The 18,674-nt window shown below is 66.0% G+C and carries 25 protein-coding genes; 6 read left to right on the plus strand and 19 right to left on the minus strand.

Going from position 1 to position 18,674, the window contains the following annotated elements; translation table 11 throughout:
* Nucleotides 1–18: 18 nt before the first annotated feature.
* From AACG61_RS15490 to AACG61_RS15540, 11 genes are all read right to left on the minus strand, one after another.
* Nucleotides 19–666 carry a DUF3085 domain-containing protein gene (locus AACG61_RS15490; protein ID WP_411839861.1) on the minus strand — a complete coding sequence of 216 codons (648 nt, stop codon included), beginning with the start codon at nucleotides 664–666 and terminating at the stop codon, nucleotides 19–21.
* A gap of 23 nt (nucleotides 667–689) precedes the next feature.
* On the minus strand, nucleotides 690–1,229 hold the full coding sequence (locus AACG61_RS15495; protein ID WP_411839862.1) for a hypothetical protein: 540 nt from the start codon (nucleotides 1,227–1,229) through the stop codon (nucleotides 690–692).
* An 84-nt stretch (nucleotides 1,230–1,313) separates the two neighbouring features.
* Nucleotides 1,314–2,252 carry a hypothetical protein gene (locus AACG61_RS15500; protein ID WP_411839863.1) on the minus strand — a complete coding sequence of 313 codons (939 nt, stop codon included), beginning with the start codon at nucleotides 2,250–2,252 and terminating at the stop codon, nucleotides 1,314–1,316.
* Nucleotides 2,253–2,356: 104 nt separating this feature from the next.
* Nucleotides 2,357–3,019 carry a hypothetical protein gene (locus AACG61_RS15505; protein WP_411839864.1) on the minus strand — a complete coding sequence of 221 codons (663 nt, stop codon included), beginning with the start codon at nucleotides 3,017–3,019 and terminating at the stop codon, nucleotides 2,357–2,359.
* Nucleotides 3,020–3,085: 66 nt separating this feature from the next.
* Nucleotides 3,086–3,493 carry a hypothetical protein gene (locus tag AACG61_RS15510; RefSeq protein WP_411839865.1) on the minus strand — a complete coding sequence of 136 codons (408 nt, stop codon included), beginning with the start codon at nucleotides 3,491–3,493 and terminating at the stop codon, nucleotides 3,086–3,088.
* On the minus strand, nucleotides 3,490–3,699 hold the full coding sequence (locus tag AACG61_RS15515; protein WP_411839866.1) for a hypothetical protein: 210 nt from the start codon (nucleotides 3,697–3,699) through the stop codon (nucleotides 3,490–3,492). The genes AACG61_RS15510 and AACG61_RS15515 overlap by 4 nt, the downstream gene beginning before the upstream one ends.
* A complete protein-coding gene (locus tag AACG61_RS15520; RefSeq protein ID WP_411839867.1) occupies nucleotides 3,696–4,073 on the minus strand; it encodes a hypothetical protein in 378 nt (125 codons plus the stop codon). The genes AACG61_RS15515 and AACG61_RS15520 overlap by 4 nt, the downstream gene beginning before the upstream one ends.
* Nucleotides 4,070–5,185, minus strand: a complete 1,116-nt coding sequence (locus tag AACG61_RS15525) for a hypothetical protein (RefSeq protein WP_411839868.1) — start codon at nucleotides 5,183–5,185, stop codon at nucleotides 4,070–4,072. The genes AACG61_RS15520 and AACG61_RS15525 overlap by 4 nt, the downstream gene beginning before the upstream one ends.
* 15 nt (nucleotides 5,186–5,200) lie before the next feature.
* Nucleotides 5,201–5,569 carry a hypothetical protein gene (locus tag AACG61_RS15530; protein WP_411839869.1) on the minus strand — a complete coding sequence of 123 codons (369 nt, stop codon included), beginning with the start codon at nucleotides 5,567–5,569 and terminating at the stop codon, nucleotides 5,201–5,203.
* Nucleotides 5,570–5,627: 58 nt separating this feature from the next.
* Nucleotides 5,628–6,572, minus strand: coding sequence for an SPFH domain-containing protein (locus AACG61_RS15535; protein WP_411839870.1), 945 nt, complete (start codon nucleotides 6,570–6,572; stop codon nucleotides 5,628–5,630).
* Between the two features lie 80 nt (nucleotides 6,573–6,652).
* Entirely contained in the window at nucleotides 6,653–7,285 is a 633-nt protein-coding gene (locus tag AACG61_RS15540) for a hypothetical protein (protein ID WP_411839871.1), read from the minus strand.
* Nucleotides 7,286–7,357: 72 nt separating this feature from the next.
* Between AACG61_RS15540 and AACG61_RS15545 the strand changes: the two genes are divergently transcribed.
* Nucleotides 7,358–7,741: a hypothetical protein gene (locus AACG61_RS15545; protein WP_411839872.1), complete on the plus strand. Its 384-nt coding sequence runs from the start codon at nucleotides 7,358–7,360 to the stop codon at nucleotides 7,739–7,741.
* 53 nt (nucleotides 7,742–7,794) lie between these two features.
* On the opposite strand, the gene AACG61_RS15550 is transcribed toward AACG61_RS15545, so the two are convergent.
* A complete protein-coding gene (locus AACG61_RS15550) occupies nucleotides 7,795–8,064 on the minus strand; it encodes a hypothetical protein (RefSeq protein ID WP_411839873.1) in 270 nt (89 codons plus the stop codon).
* Nucleotides 8,065–8,183: 119 nt separating this feature from the next.
* Nucleotides 8,184–8,966, minus strand: coding sequence for a hypothetical protein (locus tag AACG61_RS15555; protein WP_411839874.1), 783 nt, complete (start codon nucleotides 8,964–8,966; stop codon nucleotides 8,184–8,186).
* 117 nt (nucleotides 8,967–9,083) lie between these two features.
* Here AACG61_RS15555 and smpB point away from each other — a divergent pair, with 117 nt between their 5' ends.
* Nucleotides 9,084–9,551: an SsrA-binding protein SmpB gene (smpB, locus tag AACG61_RS15560; protein WP_411839875.1), complete on the plus strand. Its 468-nt coding sequence runs from the start codon at nucleotides 9,084–9,086 to the stop codon at nucleotides 9,549–9,551.
* Nucleotides 9,552–9,590: 39 nt separating this feature from the next.
* Here smpB and AACG61_RS15565 read toward each other — a convergent pair whose 3' ends face one another.
* The 4 genes from AACG61_RS15565 to AACG61_RS15580 all read right to left on the minus strand — a co-directional run bounded on the left by AACG61_RS15565 (nucleotide 9,591) and on the right by AACG61_RS15580 (nucleotide 12,939).
* Nucleotides 9,591–9,908, minus strand: coding sequence for a hypothetical protein (locus tag AACG61_RS15565; RefSeq protein ID WP_411839876.1), 318 nt, complete (start codon nucleotides 9,906–9,908; stop codon nucleotides 9,591–9,593).
* Between the two features lie 93 nt (nucleotides 9,909–10,001).
* The gene (locus AACG61_RS15570; protein ID WP_411839877.1) at nucleotides 10,002–11,618 is read right to left on the minus strand and encodes a hypothetical protein; all 1,617 of its coding nucleotides are present in this window, start codon (nucleotides 11,616–11,618) and stop codon (nucleotides 10,002–10,004) included.
* A 100-nt stretch (nucleotides 11,619–11,718) separates the two neighbouring features.
* A complete protein-coding gene (locus tag AACG61_RS15575; RefSeq protein WP_411839878.1) occupies nucleotides 11,719–12,072 on the minus strand; it encodes a hypothetical protein in 354 nt (117 codons plus the stop codon).
* A gap of 300 nt (nucleotides 12,073–12,372) precedes the next feature.
* On the minus strand, nucleotides 12,373–12,939 hold the full coding sequence (locus AACG61_RS15580; RefSeq protein WP_411839879.1) for an NUDIX hydrolase: 567 nt from the start codon (nucleotides 12,937–12,939) through the stop codon (nucleotides 12,373–12,375).
* Between the two features lie 123 nt (nucleotides 12,940–13,062).
* On the opposite strand from AACG61_RS15580, the gene AACG61_RS15585 reads away from it, so the two are divergent.
* From AACG61_RS15585 to AACG61_RS15595, 3 genes are all read left to right on the plus strand, one after another.
* On the plus strand, nucleotides 13,063–13,701 hold the full coding sequence (locus AACG61_RS15585) for a hypothetical protein (RefSeq protein WP_411839880.1): 639 nt from the start codon (nucleotides 13,063–13,065) through the stop codon (nucleotides 13,699–13,701).
* Nucleotides 13,694–13,966 (plus strand): hypothetical protein, encoded by a 273-nt coding sequence (locus AACG61_RS15590; protein WP_411839881.1) that lies wholly within the window; start codon nucleotides 13,694–13,696, stop codon nucleotides 13,964–13,966. Before AACG61_RS15585 ends, AACG61_RS15590 begins: the two co-directional genes overlap by 8 nt.
* Nucleotides 13,967–14,216: 250 nt before the next feature.
* Entirely contained in the window at nucleotides 14,217–15,563 is a 1,347-nt protein-coding gene (locus AACG61_RS15595; RefSeq protein ID WP_411839882.1) for a hypothetical protein, read from the plus strand.
* 21 nt (nucleotides 15,564–15,584) lie between these two features.
* Here AACG61_RS15595 and AACG61_RS15600 read toward each other — a convergent pair whose 3' ends face one another.
* Nucleotides 15,585–16,577, minus strand: coding sequence for a hypothetical protein (locus AACG61_RS15600; RefSeq protein ID WP_411839883.1), 993 nt, complete (start codon nucleotides 16,575–16,577; stop codon nucleotides 15,585–15,587).
* Between the two features lie 31 nt (nucleotides 16,578–16,608).
* Complete coding sequence (locus AACG61_RS15605; RefSeq protein WP_411839884.1) at nucleotides 16,609–17,133, minus strand: hypothetical protein; 525 nt, start codon at nucleotides 17,131–17,133, stop codon at nucleotides 16,609–16,611.
* 171 nt (nucleotides 17,134–17,304) lie between these two features.
* Between AACG61_RS15605 and AACG61_RS15610 the strand changes: the two genes are divergently transcribed.
* On the plus strand, nucleotides 17,305–18,621 hold the full coding sequence (locus AACG61_RS15610) for a peptidoglycan-binding domain-containing protein (RefSeq protein ID WP_411839885.1): 1,317 nt from the start codon (nucleotides 17,305–17,307) through the stop codon (nucleotides 18,619–18,621).
* The last annotated feature ends 53 nt before the right edge of the window (nucleotides 18,622–18,674 follow it).

Raw genomic sequence — 18,674 nt, forward strand, 5'->3', positions numbered from 1 at the left:
CCTTTTCTCGCTTTTGGGTCAGGGTGCCGGGGTCTCGTCGGGGCCGGGCGGAGTCCAGAGCTTCGGCGGCGCCTTGCTGTCGGGATCGAAGAAGGCCAGATCCTTGGCGCGCATCTCCGCCAGGTATGTCTCGGCCTGCTCCCTCCACGGCGAAGACACGCCGGCCTCGTCGATCTCGAGGAGCAGCAGCGGCGTCTCGAGCTTCAGCTGCGCCTGCTGTTGGGCCGCAACGGCCATGATGAAGTCCGAGGGCAGGAACAGGACGCCGTCATCCCCGCCGAAGATGCGGGTCTTGGCGTCGAACTGCTCACCGGGCTGGAGGTTTCGGGTGTCCGTCTCGAAGCACTGCACCGCGTGCTCGATCGGGCCCGGGATCAGGCCCGGCTCCCGCATCGAGACGTTCATCATGATGTAGACGCCCTGGTCGCCCACCAGCCAGACGCCGGACGGGGCCTTCGATGCATCCCGATCCCCATCCTCGATGTCGAAGCAGAACCCGTCCTCCGCCTTGGCCTCCAGCTCGGCCCGGCGCGCCGGGTCCAGATCGGCGCGCAGGAACTCCAGCGAGTAGGCCTGCTCGGTGGCCAACCTGCGATGCCCGGGGTTCTCCTCGGAGAGCTTCGCCAGGGCGATGATCTTCTCCGCATAGAAACTGATGATTGCCATGATGTTCTCCTGGTTTCCTTGAATCAGAGCCGAGGCCCTGCGGGACTGCCATCGGCTTCTGCATCCGCCTCGAAGGGGTCTTCGATCACCGGGTCCGGCGCGAACTTGCCCAGGCCGGCATGGGCGCGGACCTTGAATGCGTCACCGTTCAGCTTCGGTGCGCGTTCGATCGCGGCCATGGCTTCAGCCTGGTAGTCGCGAAGACCATCCCCAGATGCGCCATCCTGATACCGGACGATCCTGACAGGCGCGCCCCCGGGCCGATAGAGGCGGCCCTCGATCTGCGGATGGCCGAACGGATCTCCGGGAAGGGCCACGCGATGGCGGGCCTGCTCGGCCATCTGCGGCTCGATGCCGTCGTCAAGCGTGATGACGGTCCCTTCGGGGGCCCGCCACCCGGTCGTGGTAGCGGGGTTCGCGATCGCCAGCACGTCACGACTGTCCTGCAGCGCCTTGATGGCGAGAGGAATGTCGCGGCCGGTTCGCAGGATCATCGCATCCTCCGGCGCCCGGAGGATGCGAGCGGCAAGGCTATCCTGGCCCTTGCAGTAGTGCAGGTTCATTTCGCATGCCCTTGATCTGTTTCGAACAACCTTACCCCGCAGGCATGAAAATCCGGAGCTCGGACATCGACACGCAGGTTTCGATCAGGGGCCGGCGGGCCCCTCGTCGAGGGAGGGCTCCTGCGCGGCCAGCGCATAGGCCGGGTGGGGCACGTGCAGCGGGCTGTGTCGGCGCCTGCCGGGCGCCTTGATGCTGATGCCGGCCGAGTTCAGGCCGCGGATCACCTCGGCGATCTCGCCGGCGCGGAGCCTTTCATAGGCCTCGCGGCGGGCGTCGTTCTGGAAGGCGCCGATGGGCAGGGCCGCATCCAGGAAGCGACCGTAGTTGCCGCCCATCAGCACCAGCTCATGCCTTCCGGCCGGGACCAGGCCGATCAGGCTCATTCCGTTTCCGACATTACCGAGTGAGAGGTTCATCTCACCCTGCGAGTAGAGCAGGCCCCGGCGCGCCCCGTCCATGTAGCGGTCATGCAGCTGATCGTAACGGCGCGCCGTCTCGCGCATGCGGGCGCCGAGACCGGTGTCCTTTTCCGGCGTATAGAAGCCGTCATGCAGGACAGTGAAGGCCAGGATGCTGCTTGCGGGATCCGCGCGGTGCGCGGCCATGCGGTCCTCCTCGATCGCGAGACGCGCCTGGAGGTCGAAAGCGGCGGGGGCCGGGTCTGCGGCCGCGGCAACCACCCGGCCGGCCAGTTTTGCCTCGTAGCCCGAACAGGCCAGCAACTCCGCCGCGGCCAGCCACTCCTGTCGCCGCGGCTCCGCCGGTTCCATGGCGTAGAGCTGGCCGCCGATCAGTTCCTCGCCGCCAAGGACCGCGGCCGAGAGCCCGGAAGAATGCGTGCAGCAGCTGATGCGGATGTCCCAGTCCGCCGATACACCGGGAATACTGGCGCTCGATGCTGCCTTGGCCTGGGACATGTTGGCGCGCAGCGCGCAGCGCGACAGGACGGAGGCAAACTCCGGCGACTCCGCGATGCGGTCGAGGTCGGAGTAGCGGATCGCAAGAACGGAATTGTAGCCCATGAGGCACCTCAGTTCGTCGGTTTCATTCAATGCGGGCGGCGGCGCGCCATCAACGCTCTGCTGTGCGAATATCATAACGATTTTCGCACATACATCAACGCAAATCAGAACCCCGGCGCGTCGGGCTCGGGCTCCAGCGCGATGACCGGGTGATGGTCCGTGCCGTTCTTCGCCTCCCACGCCTCGCAGAACGCCCGATATTCGTCCTTCTCGAGCTTGATCGTCTTGCGGGTGCTCTGGACGATGTTGCGGTCCTCGATGACAGCGGCGGTCAGGCGCATCCAGGAACGGTCCGGAATCCCACCGTCCATCAGGTAGACCCGGGCGCCGGCGGCCAGGTCGGGGAACTTCTCACGCATGAGGTCGTCCGCGGCCGGCCAGGGGCCGCTGCTGACGACGATGGCCGCCTCGCCGGTGCCGAGCACGGCCTGACCCTCGGCCAGGCGGATGACGTTCCCTTCGACCTCGAGCCGGATCTCGACCGGCTCTTCGGACATGCCGCGCTCGGGAAGGGTTTCCCAGATCGCGCGGGAGAGCCGGTCCTCCGGGCCGATCCATGTCTGCTGCTCAGGCGGCACATCCCTGCCGCATTCACTGCATTCGTCATCGCAGCCGCAGCTCCAGTCGTCCGACCAGGAATTGTCGTCGTCTTCGCAGTGATACTGGTTCGACCAGACGCAGGGCTGGTCCTCGCTGTCACGGTTCAGCGCCGCAAAGGTGGGGATCGAGAACAGGTCGCTGCGGTCTCGCAGAATGATCGTCGTCATGGATGGAGGCCTCCGGCAGATTCCAGGAGATGGAATACGGAAAAGTCGAAAATCCGAAGCAAAATGTCAGATGCTCGGTCCCTCCGGCCCATCCTCCGGGTCGACGATCTCGACCTCCGCTTCATAGGGGAGGTGGACGGCGAAGGCCTCAGGGCCGATCGGATGCGCGATGGTGAACTTCGCCGGCAGACCGGTGCGGGCAGAGATCGCGAACTCCTCCTCCACCGTGTCGCCGGCCCGGTCTTCCGGATCCACCCGCAGGAGATGACGCGGGACCTGCAGTTCCAGCACCATTCCATCCTCCTTGCGCGCCGCGAACCAGGCCGCGTCCTCGGGGAGGGTGGTCAGGTATAGCCTGGCCGGATCGCCGCACTGCGAGCCTGAGGGCACCTGTCCCGGCGCCCAGCCACAGGCCAGCAGCCGCACCGCATTGAGGGCGGAGGTGCCATGGTAGAGCATGACGGTCTCGGTCATCTTCCGGATGCCTCCAGTTGCGGCGCCCACACCCCCCAGTTCCCCGGAAAAGGGTCGTCACGGTGGCGCTCATTGCCGCACAGAATGCACATGGCCACCATGACGCCGGAGCGTTCGTCCTCCTCGTGGACCTCGCACCGGCCGGAGATGTCGCAGCCGGGCCGGTAGTCCGGGTGGTCTACCGGGCGCAGGGTCCGGTCGATCACGGCTCGGGATCCGGTTCGGGCCGATTGCGCCAGTCGTCCAGACGACGTTGCCGAAGGACCTTTGACCACCGCTGCACATGGGCGGCCAGGTAAAGATGGCTCTTCGTCTCACCATAGGTGTCGCCGTTGAAGATGGCGGCCTCGATCTCCTCGATCGATCGCCGGGCATGGACCGGCATGCGGCCGGGCGCCTTGTTCAGATCGATGTCGAAGGGCCATCTCTCCGGATCCTCCGGGAAGCGGTCCGTGGCCTCGATCGCGGCCTGCGCCGCGGCGATGACCGCCTCCTCGGGCAGCCCGGGCGGCAAGGCTGCCGCGATCTTCGAGGCCACGTGCTGAAGCCTTTCGGCCTCGATCTCCTCAAGCCTCGTCATGTCGCTGTCTCGTCCTTCAGGGCCCGGTTCTGGGTGTGGCGCGCGGCATAGTCCTCGGTCCACGGCAGGAAGTGATCCGGGATCATGGGGGTCTTGATCCAGCAGAGGATCTCGCCGTCCCGGTCCGTGGCGTTGTGCCACCTGCGATCGTGATACATGCCTTGGACCTTGTAGACGAACGGACCGAACTTGATCGCCAGCAGAACGTGGGTCCCGTCGGTCGGGGCGGTGTCCATCGGCTGCCAATCGGGCTCCTGCGGCACATCGGAGGGGTCGCGATAGCCGATCAGGGCGGCGTGGTCGAATGCGAGCGCGATATGTGCCTGCGCCGCATCAAGCGTCTCTTTGCGAGCCAGACGGGCACGGAACCGCCAGTCATCGTCGCGCCCCTCTTCCGTGAACGGTCCCGCCCCCTCCATGTCGGCGACCGCTTTCAGGGCGATCTCCCGAGATTTCTGCAGCACATCGCAAGGGGCGGACCGGCCCATGGCAACGACCGAACTCTCGCCCATCGCCGCCTCGGCATGGACCCAGCTCTCCCGCTGCTTGCGCCACATGGCATCCCGCTCCTCGGGCGCCATGGCATCCAGCCTCGCCCGCGCATCCCGCACAGCGGCCTCGATGCCGGCCCGGTCCACCCGATCTGCGGTCCGGGCCGCTGAGGCATCGGTTGGGGCGGGGTGACCGGCAAGGGCCGCGCGGATCGTCGGCAGCGCCTTCAGCGCCCGCGCTTCGAACCAGGAGACAGCCTCACCCTCCCGGACGTCATCCTCGCACATGTCCTCGAGTGCCCTTTCTGCAACGCGGAGAGCATCCACCAAAGCCGTGCCGTCCGAGGCCGCGGCGGCATTCCGGGCGTAGAGGGGCGTGACCCGGTATTCTGCCGGATCGCTGTAGATGCCCTCGACATGCTTGCGCACGCTGGTCGCAAAGACCGGGACGGTCGTCAGCTTCATCAGGTCCTCGACCTGCCAGGCCACGGGCTCCCCGTCTCCGCCTCGCGGCGGGATTCCGGGCTGGATGTCACTCGTGTCGCTCACCTTCGTCACTCCTTCGATCTTTACGGCATTGCCGCACGGCTGCTTGGCATCGCCGATGTCATATTCCGCCAATCCCCACGGGGAGCCTCAGCGGCTCAGCGGCGGGACCTCGGCATCCGGGAGATTCTCGAAATCCTCACGGATCTGTCGGCCCATCTTTTGGGTGTCATGCGCCTTGCGTTCGTATGCAGGACCGGCCTGCTTGATGTCAGGCGCAGGCTTTCCTGACTGCATGGCCTGGGCGCGGGCCGCACTCGACTGGATCTTCATCTCCGATTTCGGCGCCTTGCTGGACAGGGGAATGGCGTAGAGCAGCAGCATCGCCGTGATCATTCCGCGAAGCAGCACCACCGGTGTCAGGAGCCGCGCGATGGTCAGGGCAATTGCGGCGGATGCCATGATGAGAGCGATCATCACGGCTGTCAGGAAAAGTTGCATACCGGCTGCTTCGAGCATATCGGATTCCTTTTTTTCGCAAGTAGGGGCGCGCCACATCGGGCGTGCCGCCGTGGCCTTACCGATCCTGCTCGATCGATGCTTCCGGGGCCTGGGCGCTCAGGGCCTTCTGGACCGAACCGATCATGACCGACGGGTTCGTCAGCGCCTCGGTGGGCAGGAAGATGACGTTGTTGTCCGAAGCGGCCAGCCGGTCCAGGATCTTCAGTCCGCGCTGCGCGACATAAGCCTCCGAGAATCCCTCCCGCAGCTTCTGCTCGACCAGCACCTGGGTTTCGGCCTCCTTCAGATCGACGGTCTGCTGGACCGCGGCCACCTCCAGTGCCGCCCCGGCGCGACGCAGCGCCACTTCCTTTTCGGCATCCGCCTGCAGGATCTCGATCTCGCGGGTCTTGCGGGTGAGTTCGGCCTTCAGCACCACCTCCGGCGGCTGGATGTTGTCGAAGCCGAAGTTCAGCATCTCGACCGGACGGTTCTTCAGCCCGTCGCGGACCGCCTCCGCCAGGCGTGCGCCGACGGCCTCGCGGTTGTCCATCAGGGTCTGGATGTTGTATTCGGAAACGACCGCGCGGACACGGTCGCGGACGATCTGGCGCGCATAGGTGTCGAAGACATGCTCCGAGCTGATCAGCGAGACGCGGTCCCCGTTCGGCCGTGGCGGGACGCGCGAGAAGATGGTCTTCAGCTGCTCGTCGTTGTCGGAGGTGGCGAAGGTGCCGCGCACCTCGAAGCTGATGTTCAGCCGGTCCTTCGGCATGAAGAGTTCCATTTCCTCGAAGATCGGATAGTCCGAGACCTCGGCGACGATCAGGCTGTCGCAGGCAAGGCAGAAGCCTTCGAGACGCAGCTTGGAGGGGGGCAGGATCCGCTCCTCGAGGCCGGCGGAGGTGGAGATGATTCCACGATGCGCGGTCGGGACCTCGACCTGGTTTCCGAAAATCTTGCAGCCGCCCAGGACGCTGGTGGCAACCATGGCGAGCAGGATGGGCTTGATGAGTTGCATGTCTGCTTCCAACATTTCAATTATTCGCACATTCTACCGCGCGCGGCCGTCATGTAAATGCGAAAAAGAATATCAATACATCAGAAGTGCATGTTTGCATCCTCGGCCCAATCCGTCCTGCTCCCTTCGTGATCGTGCCGGACCGTCTCGGCACCCAGCCGCATCTCAGTGGTGAGCATCAGCGGTGAATTCTCCTGGGCGGCGACGCGCATTTCAGGTCCCAGCACGAGCGGCGCGGCCTTGCGCGCGGCAACCGTGGCCATGGCCGCGGTCAGCCAATCCATCAGTGGCACCTTCTGGATCGTGGTCGGCAGGGACCGAAGTGCCTCGATGCGCTCGGCGACCACGTCGCTGATGTCTCTGTATGCGCCGGTCTTCCGATCGATGCTGTAGGAGATCAGCGTGAAGTCCCGCTTCCCATCGATCTTCTGGGGCGACCGGCAGAGCAGCGCGCCCGCTACGTCGCGGCCGTTTCCCGGATCGCTTTCAGCGGTTATCGCGATGCTGGAGCGCTGGACCGCGCGGCGGAGCGCCGCGGCAAGCGGGCTCGGATCCACGAACGGGTTCGGCGCATGACCATGGCCTGCCTGGGTGATGACGGCGTGGTCACCGGCCACTTGCAGGGCAAGGCCGCATCCCTGGGCCGCTCTGCTCAGGCGCACATATTCGTCCCCGGTGAGATCTCCCAGGATGGTGGTGATCGTCTTGCGCATGTTTGATCCTTTCTTTTGATCCGGATACGATCACCTAAAGAAAATTCGCAATACAATCAGGGAGGGCGCGCCGTGAAGCTGACCGACATTCTGTCGCCGGAAGAGCTGTCCGATGAGGACGAGACGCTCTTTCACTTCCTCCCGGAGGAGGATGAGATCGCCGAGATCGACTTCGGAACGAGGGAAATCGAGGCTGCAGACATCCCGCAGCTCCTGATGCCCGACGGCGTCACGCCGGTGATCGAGGCCTTCGATGATTTCGCGGAAGCGGAGCAGCGCGACCTGGTCGCCTGCAAGATGGCCGATTTCGACGAGGACCGCATCCTCGTCGTGAAGGGGATGATCGTCCTTGATGGGCAGCACCACCTGGTCGCGGCCCACCGCCTCGGGCGGGAGGTCACGGTTCTGGATCTGGATGCGCCGCTGCGCTGGCCCTGGTGCGCGCCTGGACCGTGAGCCGCCCCAGCTTGTTGCATAGCCTTGTGTGCGGACCGTTCGGGGAGTCGATCTCAGCGGTCGAACGGCGTTGCGAGCAGAACGTAGTTTTTCCCCTCGATCTCGAGCGTGCGCATCGATCCGGAGCTCGACGGAATATCCAGGTCGTCCTGGTAGTCCCCATCTACGGCATCATCATTCTGGTTCACCTGAATTGCGGTGAGGTGCATGTCGAGCCCGCCGATCCTGATATGCCCGGACAGCACGGCTTCCGGGGGCTGCCCGACCTGCTCGAAGATGACGTCGCCCAATGAAATGCTGGGTGCATCAGGATTCAGTGCCATGTATTTTCCCTTCTTATCACTCCCATGAAGATACCGTAATGGTATGCATCATACAATATGTGAAAAACAGAATTATTGAATATTGCACTGGTGCATTCCATCCTGTTCCGCTGGCGGGTTCATGATCCCGGCGCGGGGCGCCCATCCTCATCCAGGGCCTCGCGGGCGATCCCGGACGGATCCAGGCCGAGCGCGGCATAGAAGCCTACGGTCTGGGACGCTGCAGCCTGCCGATACCAGGCCCGGCCCTGGCGCTCGCACCACGCCTCCATCAGCTCCGCCGCATGCGCGGCGTCATCCGCCCAGACCGCGCAACCGTCCTCATCGGGCAGGGGACGCATCCCGTAGCCGCTGGAATGGTCGAAGAGGTCGTTGTTCAGCGCGCCGGCCGAATATAGGAGCTCGACCTTGTTGGGGCTCACCCATCCGGAATTCGCGGCGAAGAGCACGGCATGCGCGAGCTCATGGAAGGCCGTGGCCGCCTCGGATTCCTCGTATTCCTGCAGATGTTCTTGCCAGGCCTCGCCGTCGGCCAGGATCTCCTCGCGCAGACGGGACCGGATGTCGTCCGGATCAATGACCACCACGCAGCGCATGCGGCGCGCATAGGGGGTCTCATCCCCGAAGGAGTCGCAGCCTGGCGTCTCCACCACATGCAGCCCCAGCGCATCGCTCCCGAGGGCGTATTCCATCGTCTCCGCGGAGCAGAGAAGCAGCTCGATCTCGCGCGGCATGTCCGGGTCGGTGCCGGTCGCCTCGATGGGGAGCACATCCGCATCGATGGCCGCCACCGCCGCGCGGAACCAGGCGATGAGCGGATCGGCCACCGGGGGACGCTCGGCTCCCGCGATCGGGTAGCGATCCTCGAAGACATCCACGATGATGCTGATCGGCTCCGCCATGTCGTCTTCCTCCCTGTGCCGTGCCGGAACAGACTATACCGGTATGCGAAAATATGGAACAGTCTCTTTACAATACATATGCTTCACTATAAAAATTCGCAAAACAGGAGACGCATCATGGCGCAGACCGCGAACATCAACGACAACCGGCGCGCCCGCTTCGACTATTACATCGAGAGCGACCTGGAGGCCGGCATCATCCTCGAGGGATCCGAGGTGAAATCCCTGCGGGCCGGGGGCAGCAACATCACCGACAGCTATGCCTCCGTCGAGGATGGGGAGCTGTGGCTGATCAACGGCTATATCGCGCCCTATGCGCAGGCTGCCAGCTACCAGCGTCACGACGAGCGCCGCCGGCGCAAGCTGCTCGTGTCGAAGCGCGAGCTGTCACGGCTGTGGAACGCCACCCAGCGCGAGGGCATGACCCTGGTGCCGCTGTCGCTCTACTTCAACGAGAAGGGCCGGGTGAAGCTGAAGCTCGGCGTGGCCAAGGGCAAGAACAAGGCCGACAAGCGTGAGACGGCCGCGAAGCGGGACTGGAACCGCGAGAAGTCGCGCCTGATGAAGCAGAGCGGCAGGGAGTGAGCTGTCGATGGGCCGCGGCGCCGCCGCGGCCCCATGCGTTCAGAGCCCCGGGGAGGGCGCCTCGACCACCGCCCAGTCCGGCAGCTCATCGGCCCTCTCCATCGCGTCCTCGTGCTCTGGATCGAGCGCCCAGGGGTTGGCATTCACGAGGCTGTCGGTGACGTCCTCGATCTCGGCCCGGTCCGCCTCCTGCCACTTGTGGCCGCGGCGGATCTCCATCGCCGCGATGCGCTCCTCGGCCCGATCCCAGACGAGGCGCACATCCCGCTCGACCTCGCGGCGACCTTCGGAGAAGATGTGGCCCCAGGCCTCATCGACCATGTAGCGCCCATCGGCAGCATCCTGTATGAGGCTCATGAGCATCTCCTTTTCTCTGATGCTAACATAGCATTTCGCACTCCCGCCATCGACAGACGATACGTAGCAATCGCAGTTTTTCTGCCATTGGATTCACCAGGCTTCCGCACCGGGTGCCGCCGGCGCCTCGATGCCGAGATCCGCGAGCGCCCGGACGAGCGCCTCGCGCGTGATAGCCACGTCGTGACGCCATTCCAGAAGCCGCACGCCCTTGGAGGCGAGGATCCGGCGCTTGCGCTCGTCCCGGGCCAGGGTGTTGGCAAAGCCCTCCTCCCCGCCGAAGAGCTCCACGGGCTGGTAGTGCTGCTGCCCCTGGTATTCGACGGCCAGGTTCAGCTCCGGGACATGGATGTCGATCGACTGGCGGCCGAGAAAGAACGGGCGCCACTGATGGACCGCGCCGGGCCACATGGTCCGGATGAGGTCCAGCAGCGCCAGTTCGGACACCCATCCGCTTGCCCCGATCGCGGGCAGGTCCCGGTCCCGCCGGAAGGCATCCTCGGCCAGGGCGAGAGCGCCTGCGACCAGTTTCTCGATGCTCGCCAGGTCCACCTCCGGATTGACCGCAAAGATCCGGCCCCGCGGCCTGGTCGAGTTCGTCAACCGCGCCAGGTGGGCGCGCCAGGCCCGCCAGTCGGAGAGATGTGGCGGCCTGGGGATCATTCCGTCGCCATAGGACCGGCCGAAGATCGGCAGTGTCTCGAGGGCCGGCGGATCATCCCGGAGCTCCGCATCGAGACAGGCCAGGAAGGCGTCGAACTCGTCGGCCAGGCGCCCGGAGATCCGTGACAGCGCCGCGTGACGCCGCGCCGGCAGGCGCAGATCATCCGCAATGGGCCGGGTTCCGGTCAGGTATCGCAGGTAGACCACCTCGTCGACCAAGATCTCCCGATCCCGACCCGGAACCCGCGAGACCAACTCCATGGCATCCTCCAGCCGCCCGGCCTCGGTGGCGTCCAGGATCTCCTGCCATTTCGGATCCGGATCCCATGGCGGGTTGCCGCGGACATCCGGCAGATCCTCCGGAAGGCCGCGCCCGTCCGCGCCCCGATAATGCTCCCCCATCGCCCTTGCGGTCCAGTGGTAGCCCCGCGCTGTGCGATGGTCCTTCCAGATCAGGTCGAGCGGACTGTCCGGCTCCGGAATGAAGCTGCCCTTCTCGAATCCGACATCGAAGCCGCTCATTGCGGGGTCTCCGAACAGCCCATCCCCGAGGGTCTCGATCATGCGCTCGTAGAACCGGACATCCTCCCGGCGCGAACCGACGGAGACCAGGACGCGGCCGGTTCCGGACACCTGCCTGCTGTAAAACCCCGCCTGCTCCAGCAGCAGGATGGCCCGTTGCCGCCTGAGGGCCGGGCCCTCCAGGAAGTGCAGCCGATAGGGGTGATCCTCCGGAAAATCCGGATAGGTCAGCCGAACCGTCGTCGCGGGTTTCGGGGTGCGCTTTTTCGGCGGCGCCTCCGGACCGTAGGCTTCGAGCAGCTCATCGCAGAGGGCGGAGAGATCCGCGAAGTGGCGGGCGGCCTCGCTGCCGGCCTCGCGCTTCCGGGCGAGCGTGGAATAACGCTTGCTGGCCGTGGCCAAATCCTCGCGGTAGGATCCACGACGATAGCGATTGCTGAGCGAGAGCTCGTAGAGCTTCAGCTGCTCCCGGAACGCGTCCAGGCCGGCCTGGCCCGACCCGACCTTCGGTGGCTTCGGAAGCATCTGTCCTCGCATGCTTGTCCTGAGGTGCAGGGTAGCGTTGCGGGCCGGAGCTGGGAAGACGCCGCGGCGTCCTCCCACACGGGCATGTGCCCCGTGCCGATCAGTTGAAGCGCTCGCCATGCACCCGGATCTCGAGCTGCCCGGAGGCGCAGAGATCGTCGAGCTGCTCGAGCATCTGGCGAAGCCTCTTCGGCTTCAGGGGAACGCTGATCTTGATTGGCCTCCCGCTTTCAGCCCACTCATTCGTCACCCCTGCCGTGGCATCGAAGCGACCTGCACGACAGAGGGCCGGATGGACCTTGTCGCGGACCACCCGCGCGCCAAGACCGGTCGCGTAGCACGCCATCTTCACATCCCAGTAACGGGGCATTCTCGGGACGCTGAACGTGCGTCCGTCGTTCCGCTCCATCTCGTTGCGATCATCACGGTTCTTGTCGGTGTTCTTCTTGGCCATGTCGGCCTCCTTTCCTGATTGATGCTCGAACCTGGAAAGGCGTGGGGCCGTCGGGACCGAGGGCGCAACCAAGCCCGGCGCCGCGATGCGGCGTCCAGGCTCTTCGGGTTGGTCCGGTTGTCCGGTTGCTGGTCCGCGGGGCGAGCATCCCGCGGGGTCTCTTGCGGCGATGCGTCGCCGCGGTCCCGTCTTCCGGTCTGCCGGGCGCAAGGCCCGGTTGCCGCCGCCGCGGGCCGGCGCAGGTTGCGCGCCGCGGACAGGCATGAATGTCGGATCGAACACCCCCCTCGTCAAGGGGGATCAGGCGCGGGCCGGGTGCTCCTCGGCAATGGTGCGGATGACCAGCAGGGCGGGATTGTCCGTGTAGGCCTCGAGCCGGTCGATCTCGACCCAGGCCAGTGCCCGGCTCTCCTGATTCCGGGAGATCGGAAGAGCCGGATCCGCCTCGAAGAGATAGCGCAGGTCGACATGGTGATGGGCCGGTTCGTCCCGTCGCGCCGGGATCAGGTGGCGGTCGATGTCGACGATGGCGCGGGTCACCAGTCTCGCCTGGCTGAGCCCGGTCTCCTCCCGGAGCTCTCGCCGGGCGACCTCGAGGGTATTGGCTGAGCCGTCGCAATGGCCGCCCGGCTGCAGCCAGCGGTCGAGCTTCGCATGGTGCATCAGAAGCACCCGGCGGCGATCAGGGGAGACCACGAAGCCGGAGGCGGTGATGTGGTCGTGGCGCGGGTCCCGCCCGAAGGCGTCCGTCCCGCGTTTCCCGATCAGCGCCTCGAGCGCGTCGGTGGCGGCGGCGCAGCGCCGGTCGAGCGGTCCCCAGATCCCGAGATGGACCGTGCCAGTGTAGATGATGCGGGTCACGGCCATCAGCATTCTCCGGATTGATGCCTGCCAGAGTATCCCAACTGCAAAGAATTGGACAATGCGAAAACAAGACACGCTTTCCGATAAGGGTGATATGTTGTCCGAGAGTATTACAAGGAGACCTCCATGGGTTATCACCCCCGCGGCCTGATGGCCTTCCCCGACTATACCGGCGCGCGCTGCTACATGATGCCCTTCATCCAGGGGCGTCCGGAAAGCCTGCCTGAGGAATACGCCCCCTATGCCCACATCGTCGAGCATCTGGCGCTTTCCGGCGAGGAGGGCCGGATCGGCCTGATCACGATCGACGAGTCCGTCGTGGCGGCCGGGAGCTCCCAGCGCGGATACGGCCGCGGGGATCGCACCATCCACACCGAGGCCTGCGTCTCCGGGGAACGCCTGAGCTGGGGGCCGACGGATCCCACCTGGGGACCCTCGCCCTGGGTGCGTCTCGAGCGGGATGTCCGGGTGCTGATCGCCAACAGCATCGACGACACCTGCATGCTCTGGGACGCCGAGGTCACCGACACCACCCCGGACGGGGATCTGTCTCATCGGGCGGACGAGTTCCCGCGGCAGACCGGCCGGCTGATGAGGGCCGGAGAGGTGATGGAGATCGGGATCTTCACGCCCCATGAGCCGATCGCGCAGGCGGAGGGCGGCAAGCGCCAGTTCTTCCGGATCGTGGGGCAGGGCGTGCACGGCCGGGAGGACTATTTCACCCGAAACCCGGTTCTCGAGAAGATGGAATACGCGCATGTCTGATCGGACCGCCGACACGGACCAGCCGCGGGAGGACTGGTATGCCCGCCGCGACGAGCTGGAGCACGGGATGGTCTTCCGCGACTACGAGGGCGACCTGGTCAAGCTGGACCGGACCGTGCCCGGGGACGGCTCGAAATGGTATGTGGCAAGCTGGTGGGGAGACAGCTGGGCCTGGATGGATGCCACGATCGAGCCGGGCGACCTGGTGGAGCGGGTCGACGATCCGCAGACGCCACAGGTCATCGAGATCGGCATCGGCATGTGAGATCGGGCAACTTGACGGCGGCGCCCCCCATGGACTATTCCTTTCCGGGATAGGGGCGGGCGCGCTGCGAGAGCAGGTCGGCGCAGCGGGCGCAAGCCGACCCTGCGAACCTGATCCGGGCCCCAAGGATCCTGGTTTGCCGCAATCGGACTTCCTCATCCATGTCGCTTTCATCCTGGCGCATATCGGATTCTGCCAAAGGGCCCACGGCTTCGAATGAATCCCTGCTGCGCATTCGGGAGACGAGCACATGACGAAGACCAGGCAAAACGCCGGACCCGCCCTCAACGTGGCTTTCGACCAGCTCTCCAAGGGCATCGACCGCATCCTGGATCGCTGGCCCTCCGGGCAGAGACCCACGAAGCTCAGGCTGCTGAACGATCTGGCCGCCGCCATCAGGCCCGGGTCGGACTGGGGCGCGTTGAAGGCCGCGACGAACACCGTGTCCGCACCCGCTGCGGGCATGAATACCGGCTTCATCCCGTATCCCCCGAAGGACAGCCTCACGGCCACGGCGAGGCTGACCGCGGTTGAGGCTGATGAGGACAGGCTGTCGTTGTCCGATCTGTCCGAGAACGCACGACCGCTCTTCGGGATGACGCATCAGGGAGAGCGGATCCTCGGCCTCGATCTGACGCTGTCCGACGGCAACGGCTTCTGCCAGGCCTCCATCTATCCCCGGCTGATCCTGTTCCGCGACGGGGCGATCCGTTCGGTCCGGGCCTTTGCGGATGAGCTGGAGGCCGAGGCGGCCAGGCTGATCTTCGGCGCGGTCCAGGATGTCCAATCCGTCCCGCTCTCCCCGATCATGAGCCAGGCGGGAGGATGCGATCTCCGGGTCCTGCTCGGGCCATGCCGCGCGGTGGGCGTGTTTCCGAAGCCCTATCACGGTGTGGAGGATCCGGATCTGTCCGGCATGGGCCTCCGGGTTCTCTTCGATGAGGACGATGTCCCGGATCCGGCCGACCTGGACATCCTGCTCCGGCTGGCCTCGGCGGCGTTGCCGCATCTGGACCTGCAGCAGTATCCGGCGGACCGAAGCATCCATTTCCGCCTGATCCAGCCGATGCAGGATGTCTGGCGGCCGAGCAGGTTCGACAGGCCCTCCACCCTGGAGGATCGACCGGTCTACCTCATCCCGAAGATCGGCCAATGGGTGGAATGGGGTCACAAGCTTCTCGATCCGGGATTCCTGGACCACGGGAGCCTGGGCGAGGCTCTCGATCTTGCGCTGGCCCTGATCGGTATCGACGATCGGGACGTGTTCCTTCGAGCCCGCATGACGCCGGAGCCCAAACGGCATCGGGGCGCGCGGGCGGCCAGGCCCGGTTGGCGTGGGGGCCTCGCTGCCGATTGGGAGGTGCTGCGGCTGCCGGAGGCCGGCGAGGCTCGGACCCTGGTTCTGGACGGTGACACGGCGGGGCGCCTGGCACGGGCGCTGAATGGATGGGCTATCCGCGAGGGTTACGCGGTTCTGGACGAGGCGGGTGATGCGGGGGTCGAGGCGCTGATACCACGCAATGAGCGCAGGGCGACCCACCACCTGGCACAGGTCCGTGCGATCATGGAGGGGGCCGACCCCGGCGATGCGCGGTGAGCCTGGCGGCGCCGGACGACCTCAGGGTTCGGGAAGCGTCGAAGGCTCGGGGTCGGCCATATCCCGGTCCGCCAGCGCGACCAGCGCGCGCATGCCGGCGCCCATATCCCCATCCCCCATGAGATGGACGGCCCGGAGCAGATCACCGAAGGCCTCCGGGTCGCTGTGAATGATCAGGCCCGCCGGGTAGACGCCGGTATCGGTCTGTGGCGCGGCCGTGCGCCGCTGCAGATCCTCGTCGGTGATCGCGCCCTGCAGGCCGATCGCCACGTCCCGGACGAAGACCGGGCGCTTCAGGTCGTCGAAGGCGGCCTGCAGCGCGGCCATGTAGGGCTTCTGGGGATCCGTATCGTCCCAGGTCTTCCAGGACCCGATGCGCTCCCGGAACCCGGGATCCGGCAAGGTTTCGATGTGCCGAGCCACGATCCCGGCCCATTCATCCGCCACGCCGGCCAGCTCGCGCCTGAGGCCCTGTGCCGGAACAGGTATGCCGCGGCTCTCGAACATCGGCAGGGCGCGCGCCAGGGCCCGCCAGTCCTCGCCCCGAACGAAAGGAGAGTCTTTCATGGCCTGAAACAGCGCCGGCATCCACTCCGGGAGTCCCTCCGCCTCGATCGCGTCGAAGATACGGGACTGCCACTCGGCTCTCGGGCGGTCGAGCCACTCCCGGAAGGCCTGCTTCGCTCCCATGGGCACGCTGGCCGTGAAGTTCAGCGCGGTCATGCCCGAGCCCGAGGGCGTGGGCCGGACGGTGAGCAGCAGATCCTCCTTGCCGGTGGCCAGGCGCCAGCCGCCGGTCAGGTCCTTATCCGGATCTCCGGGATGGTTCGGGTATCCGAAGCGGCGGATCATGTAGGCGGTGAGATTGCCGTAATCCGGCTCGAAGCCCAGCATCTCCTTGGCATGGTCGTGGTATCCGGAATCCGTGTAGGTAAACAGATCCAGGGCGCTGTGGCGCTCAACGCCCGCAATCCAATCATTGGTCAGGTAGAGGAGGGAAGGCTTCAACCGCATTTCGGGTCTCGCATTGTCGGGAGAGGGACGATCAGGGCTCGGGCGTGTCGGAGGGGGCCGGGTATTGCGCCTCGTAGTTCGCGCGCATCTTGCGCAGGACGCCCTCGTCCCGGCGCATACTGTCCGTCCGGGCGCTCATCTCGGATCCGAACGACACCGTCGACATCATCCGGAATTCATGGCTCACCTGCGCGAAGCGGCCGTTGCCGGTCGGCACGATCTCCCAGGTCCGGCTGTCCGTCACCCCGAGATCCTCGAGCCAGGGACCGTTCTCCTCGAGCCGGGCCAGGTGATCCGCCGGAGTTGGGGAGGCGATGCCCAGCTCGGTGCGCGCGGAGAGGATGAGACGATCGAAATCCTCCGCCATCTCGAGGAGCAGCGGGTCGACCCTTCCGAAGGAGTTTCCCGCGGCGCGACGCCGGCGGAGCGAGATCTCCTTCGCCAGCTCATCCTCGCCGCCCCGGACCCGGAAACGGCTCTCTGCCATCGCATCGACGATCCGTTCGGCCGAGGTGCGGCTTCCGGCAAGGGCGGTCAGTGTGGCGCTCCCGGGCATGTGCCTCTCCAGTGCTGTGCGTCGGCCGAGCCTAGCACGGAGTCCGGAAATGCGAAATATCGGCCGCCCGCCGTCCCGTATCGAATGCCGGATACAGGCGGAGGCATTCCTCCTTGATCTCGTGCCATCCTTTGGTAACGTCGGCGTGATTACCCTTTCCTGGAGATTACGATGCGCGCTTTATCCTTAGGTCTTTCCGTTCTTGCAGTCCTGGCCTCCAGTGCCGCCCTTCCTGCCCTTGCCCAGAATGCTCCTGCGGCAAACCTCGAGGCCACCGGTCTCGACGCGGATATGGCGGGGATCGACGCGGAGATCGCTGCGGCCGAGGCGGACCTCAAGAACTACGATGGCGGGCTCCTGGTCGCCCTGGTCCAAGCGCGCATCGAGACCCTGAAGCTGACACGCGCGATCCTCCAGAACCGGATCGCTGCGGAGACCGGCGGCGCGGTCACGGAGATCACCGTCCCGGTCGGCGCGCCCGATGCCGGGCGTGCCGCCGAGATCGCTGCGGAGATCGAGGCCCAGAACGGCATCATCGCCCAGGCGGAAGCGGAAAGCGCCGGCGCGGGCGGCCTGGTGGCGGCGTTGGCGCTCTCTCGGGTGATGACCGAGAAGCTGAACCTGGCCAGCCTGCGCGGCGCGCTGATGGAGGCGAAATACGGCAGCATCCTGCCCGTCGATGCGGCTCCGGCTCCCGCGCGACCCACGGCGCAGGCCAGCCAGGCTCCGGCCCCGGCGGCGGCCGAGGGCCAGGCCGAGACGGCCGAGGTGGCCGCACCCGAATGGGCCGATCCGGACCATCCGGAGATCGACTACAATGCGGAGGTCTTCAAGGCGCTGAGCGACGAGGGCTTCGATCTGCACGGGTGGTGGGGCGTTCTGGAAACGAAGGCGGAAATCGACGACAGCCCGCAGGTGCTTGCCATCAACGCCTCCGCCTACGAGGAGAACGGTTTCATGGCGGACTTCCCCAAGCTCCAGGCCGCCTGCCGGGAAGGCCAGGCCGCGCTCATCTACGACACGGACAACTTCATCATGGGGGATTACTCGTCGAGCACGATGCGGACGACGATCCGTATCGACGATGAGACCGCCCGGACCGCGAACTGGTCGAAGCTCGCCAGCAACAAGGGATCGGGCCTGTTCGGAACGCCGGCGCAGGACTTCATGCGCGAGCTGCTGGACAAAGATAAGGTCTTCCTGCGGATCGACGAGCGGGAGACGCATGATGCGAGCTTCAATCTCGCCGGGATCGGTCAGGTTGCGGAGATGATCGCGGCGGCCTGCGGCTTCAGCCTGCTCGAGCTGACCAAGGAGGACTACCGGGCCATCCAGACCATGCTGAACGCCGCCGGCTTCGATGCCGGAACCCCAGACGGCGTCTGGGGCAGCGGTTCGGCCAACGCGCTCCGCAGCTGGCAGGAGCAGAACGACCTGCCTCCGACCGGAGCGCCCGACGAGGCGACCCTGACCGCCATGGGGCTTTGATCGGGAGGGCGTTACCGGCATGGGCCGCCCGCCGGACCCGGTCCGATGCAGGC

This window comes from Paracoccus sp. ME4, from assembly GCF_046736325.1.
Lineage (GTDB): Bacteria > Pseudomonadota > Alphaproteobacteria > Rhodobacterales > Rhodobacteraceae > Paracoccus.

Coding starts and splice junctions, on each gene's coding strand:
- AACG61_RS15490 (WP_411839861.1), bottom strand. CDS start 666: ATGGCAATCATCAGTTTCTATGCGGAGAAGATCATCGCCCTGGCGAAG.
- AACG61_RS15495 (WP_411839862.1), bottom strand. CDS start 1,229: ATGAACCTGCACTACTGCAAGGGCCAGGATAGCCTTGCCGCTCGCATC.
- AACG61_RS15500 (WP_411839863.1), bottom strand. CDS start 2,252: ATGGGCTACAATTCCGTTCTTGCGATCCGCTACTCCGACCTCGACCGC.
- AACG61_RS15505 (WP_411839864.1), bottom strand. CDS start 3,019: ATGACGACGATCATTCTGCGAGACCGCAGCGACCTGTTCTCGATCCCC.
- AACG61_RS15510 (WP_411839865.1), bottom strand. CDS start 3,493: ATGACCGAGACCGTCATGCTCTACCATGGCACCTCCGCCCTCAATGCG.
- AACG61_RS15520 (WP_411839867.1), bottom strand. CDS start 4,073: ATGACGAGGCTTGAGGAGATCGAGGCCGAAAGGCTTCAGCACGTGGCC.
- AACG61_RS15530 (WP_411839869.1), bottom strand. CDS start 5,569: ATGCTCGAAGCAGCCGGTATGCAACTTTTCCTGACAGCCGTGATGATC.
- AACG61_RS15535 (WP_411839870.1), bottom strand. CDS start 6,572: ATGCAACTCATCAAGCCCATCCTGCTCGCCATGGTTGCCACCAGCGTC.
- AACG61_RS15540 (WP_411839871.1), bottom strand. CDS start 7,285: ATGCGCAAGACGATCACCACCATCCTGGGAGATCTCACCGGGGACGAA.
- AACG61_RS15550 (WP_411839873.1), bottom strand. CDS start 8,064: ATGGCACTGAATCCTGATGCACCCAGCATTTCATTGGGCGACGTCATC.
- AACG61_RS15555 (WP_411839874.1), bottom strand. CDS start 8,966: ATGGCGGAGCCGATCAGCATCATCGTGGATGTCTTCGAGGATCGCTAC.
- smpB (WP_411839875.1), top strand. CDS start 9,084: ATGGCGCAGACCGCGAACATCAACGACAACCGGCGCGCCCGCTTCGAC.
- AACG61_RS15565 (WP_411839876.1), bottom strand. CDS start 9,908: ATGAGCCTCATACAGGATGCTGCCGATGGGCGCTACATGGTCGATGAG.
- AACG61_RS15570 (WP_411839877.1), bottom strand. CDS start 11,618: ATGCTTCCGAAGCCACCGAAGGTCGGGTCGGGCCAGGCCGGCCTGGAC.
- AACG61_RS15575 (WP_411839878.1), bottom strand. CDS start 12,072: ATGGCCAAGAAGAACACCGACAAGAACCGTGATGATCGCAACGAGATG.
- AACG61_RS15580 (WP_411839879.1), bottom strand. CDS start 12,939: ATGGCCGTGACCCGCATCATCTACACTGGCACGGTCCATCTCGGGATC.
- AACG61_RS15585 (WP_411839880.1), top strand. CDS start 13,063: ATGGGTTATCACCCCCGCGGCCTGATGGCCTTCCCCGACTATACCGGC.
- AACG61_RS15590 (WP_411839881.1), top strand. CDS start 13,694: ATGTCTGATCGGACCGCCGACACGGACCAGCCGCGGGAGGACTGGTAT.
- AACG61_RS15595 (WP_411839882.1), top strand. CDS start 14,217: ATGACGAAGACCAGGCAAAACGCCGGACCCGCCCTCAACGTGGCTTTC.
- AACG61_RS15600 (WP_411839883.1), bottom strand. CDS start 16,577: ATGCGGTTGAAGCCTTCCCTCCTCTACCTGACCAATGATTGGATTGCG.
- AACG61_RS15605 (WP_411839884.1), bottom strand. CDS start 17,133: ATGCCCGGGAGCGCCACACTGACCGCCCTTGCCGGAAGCCGCACCTCG.
- AACG61_RS15610 (WP_411839885.1), top strand. CDS start 17,305: ATGCGCGCTTTATCCTTAGGTCTTTCCGTTCTTGCAGTCCTGGCCTCC.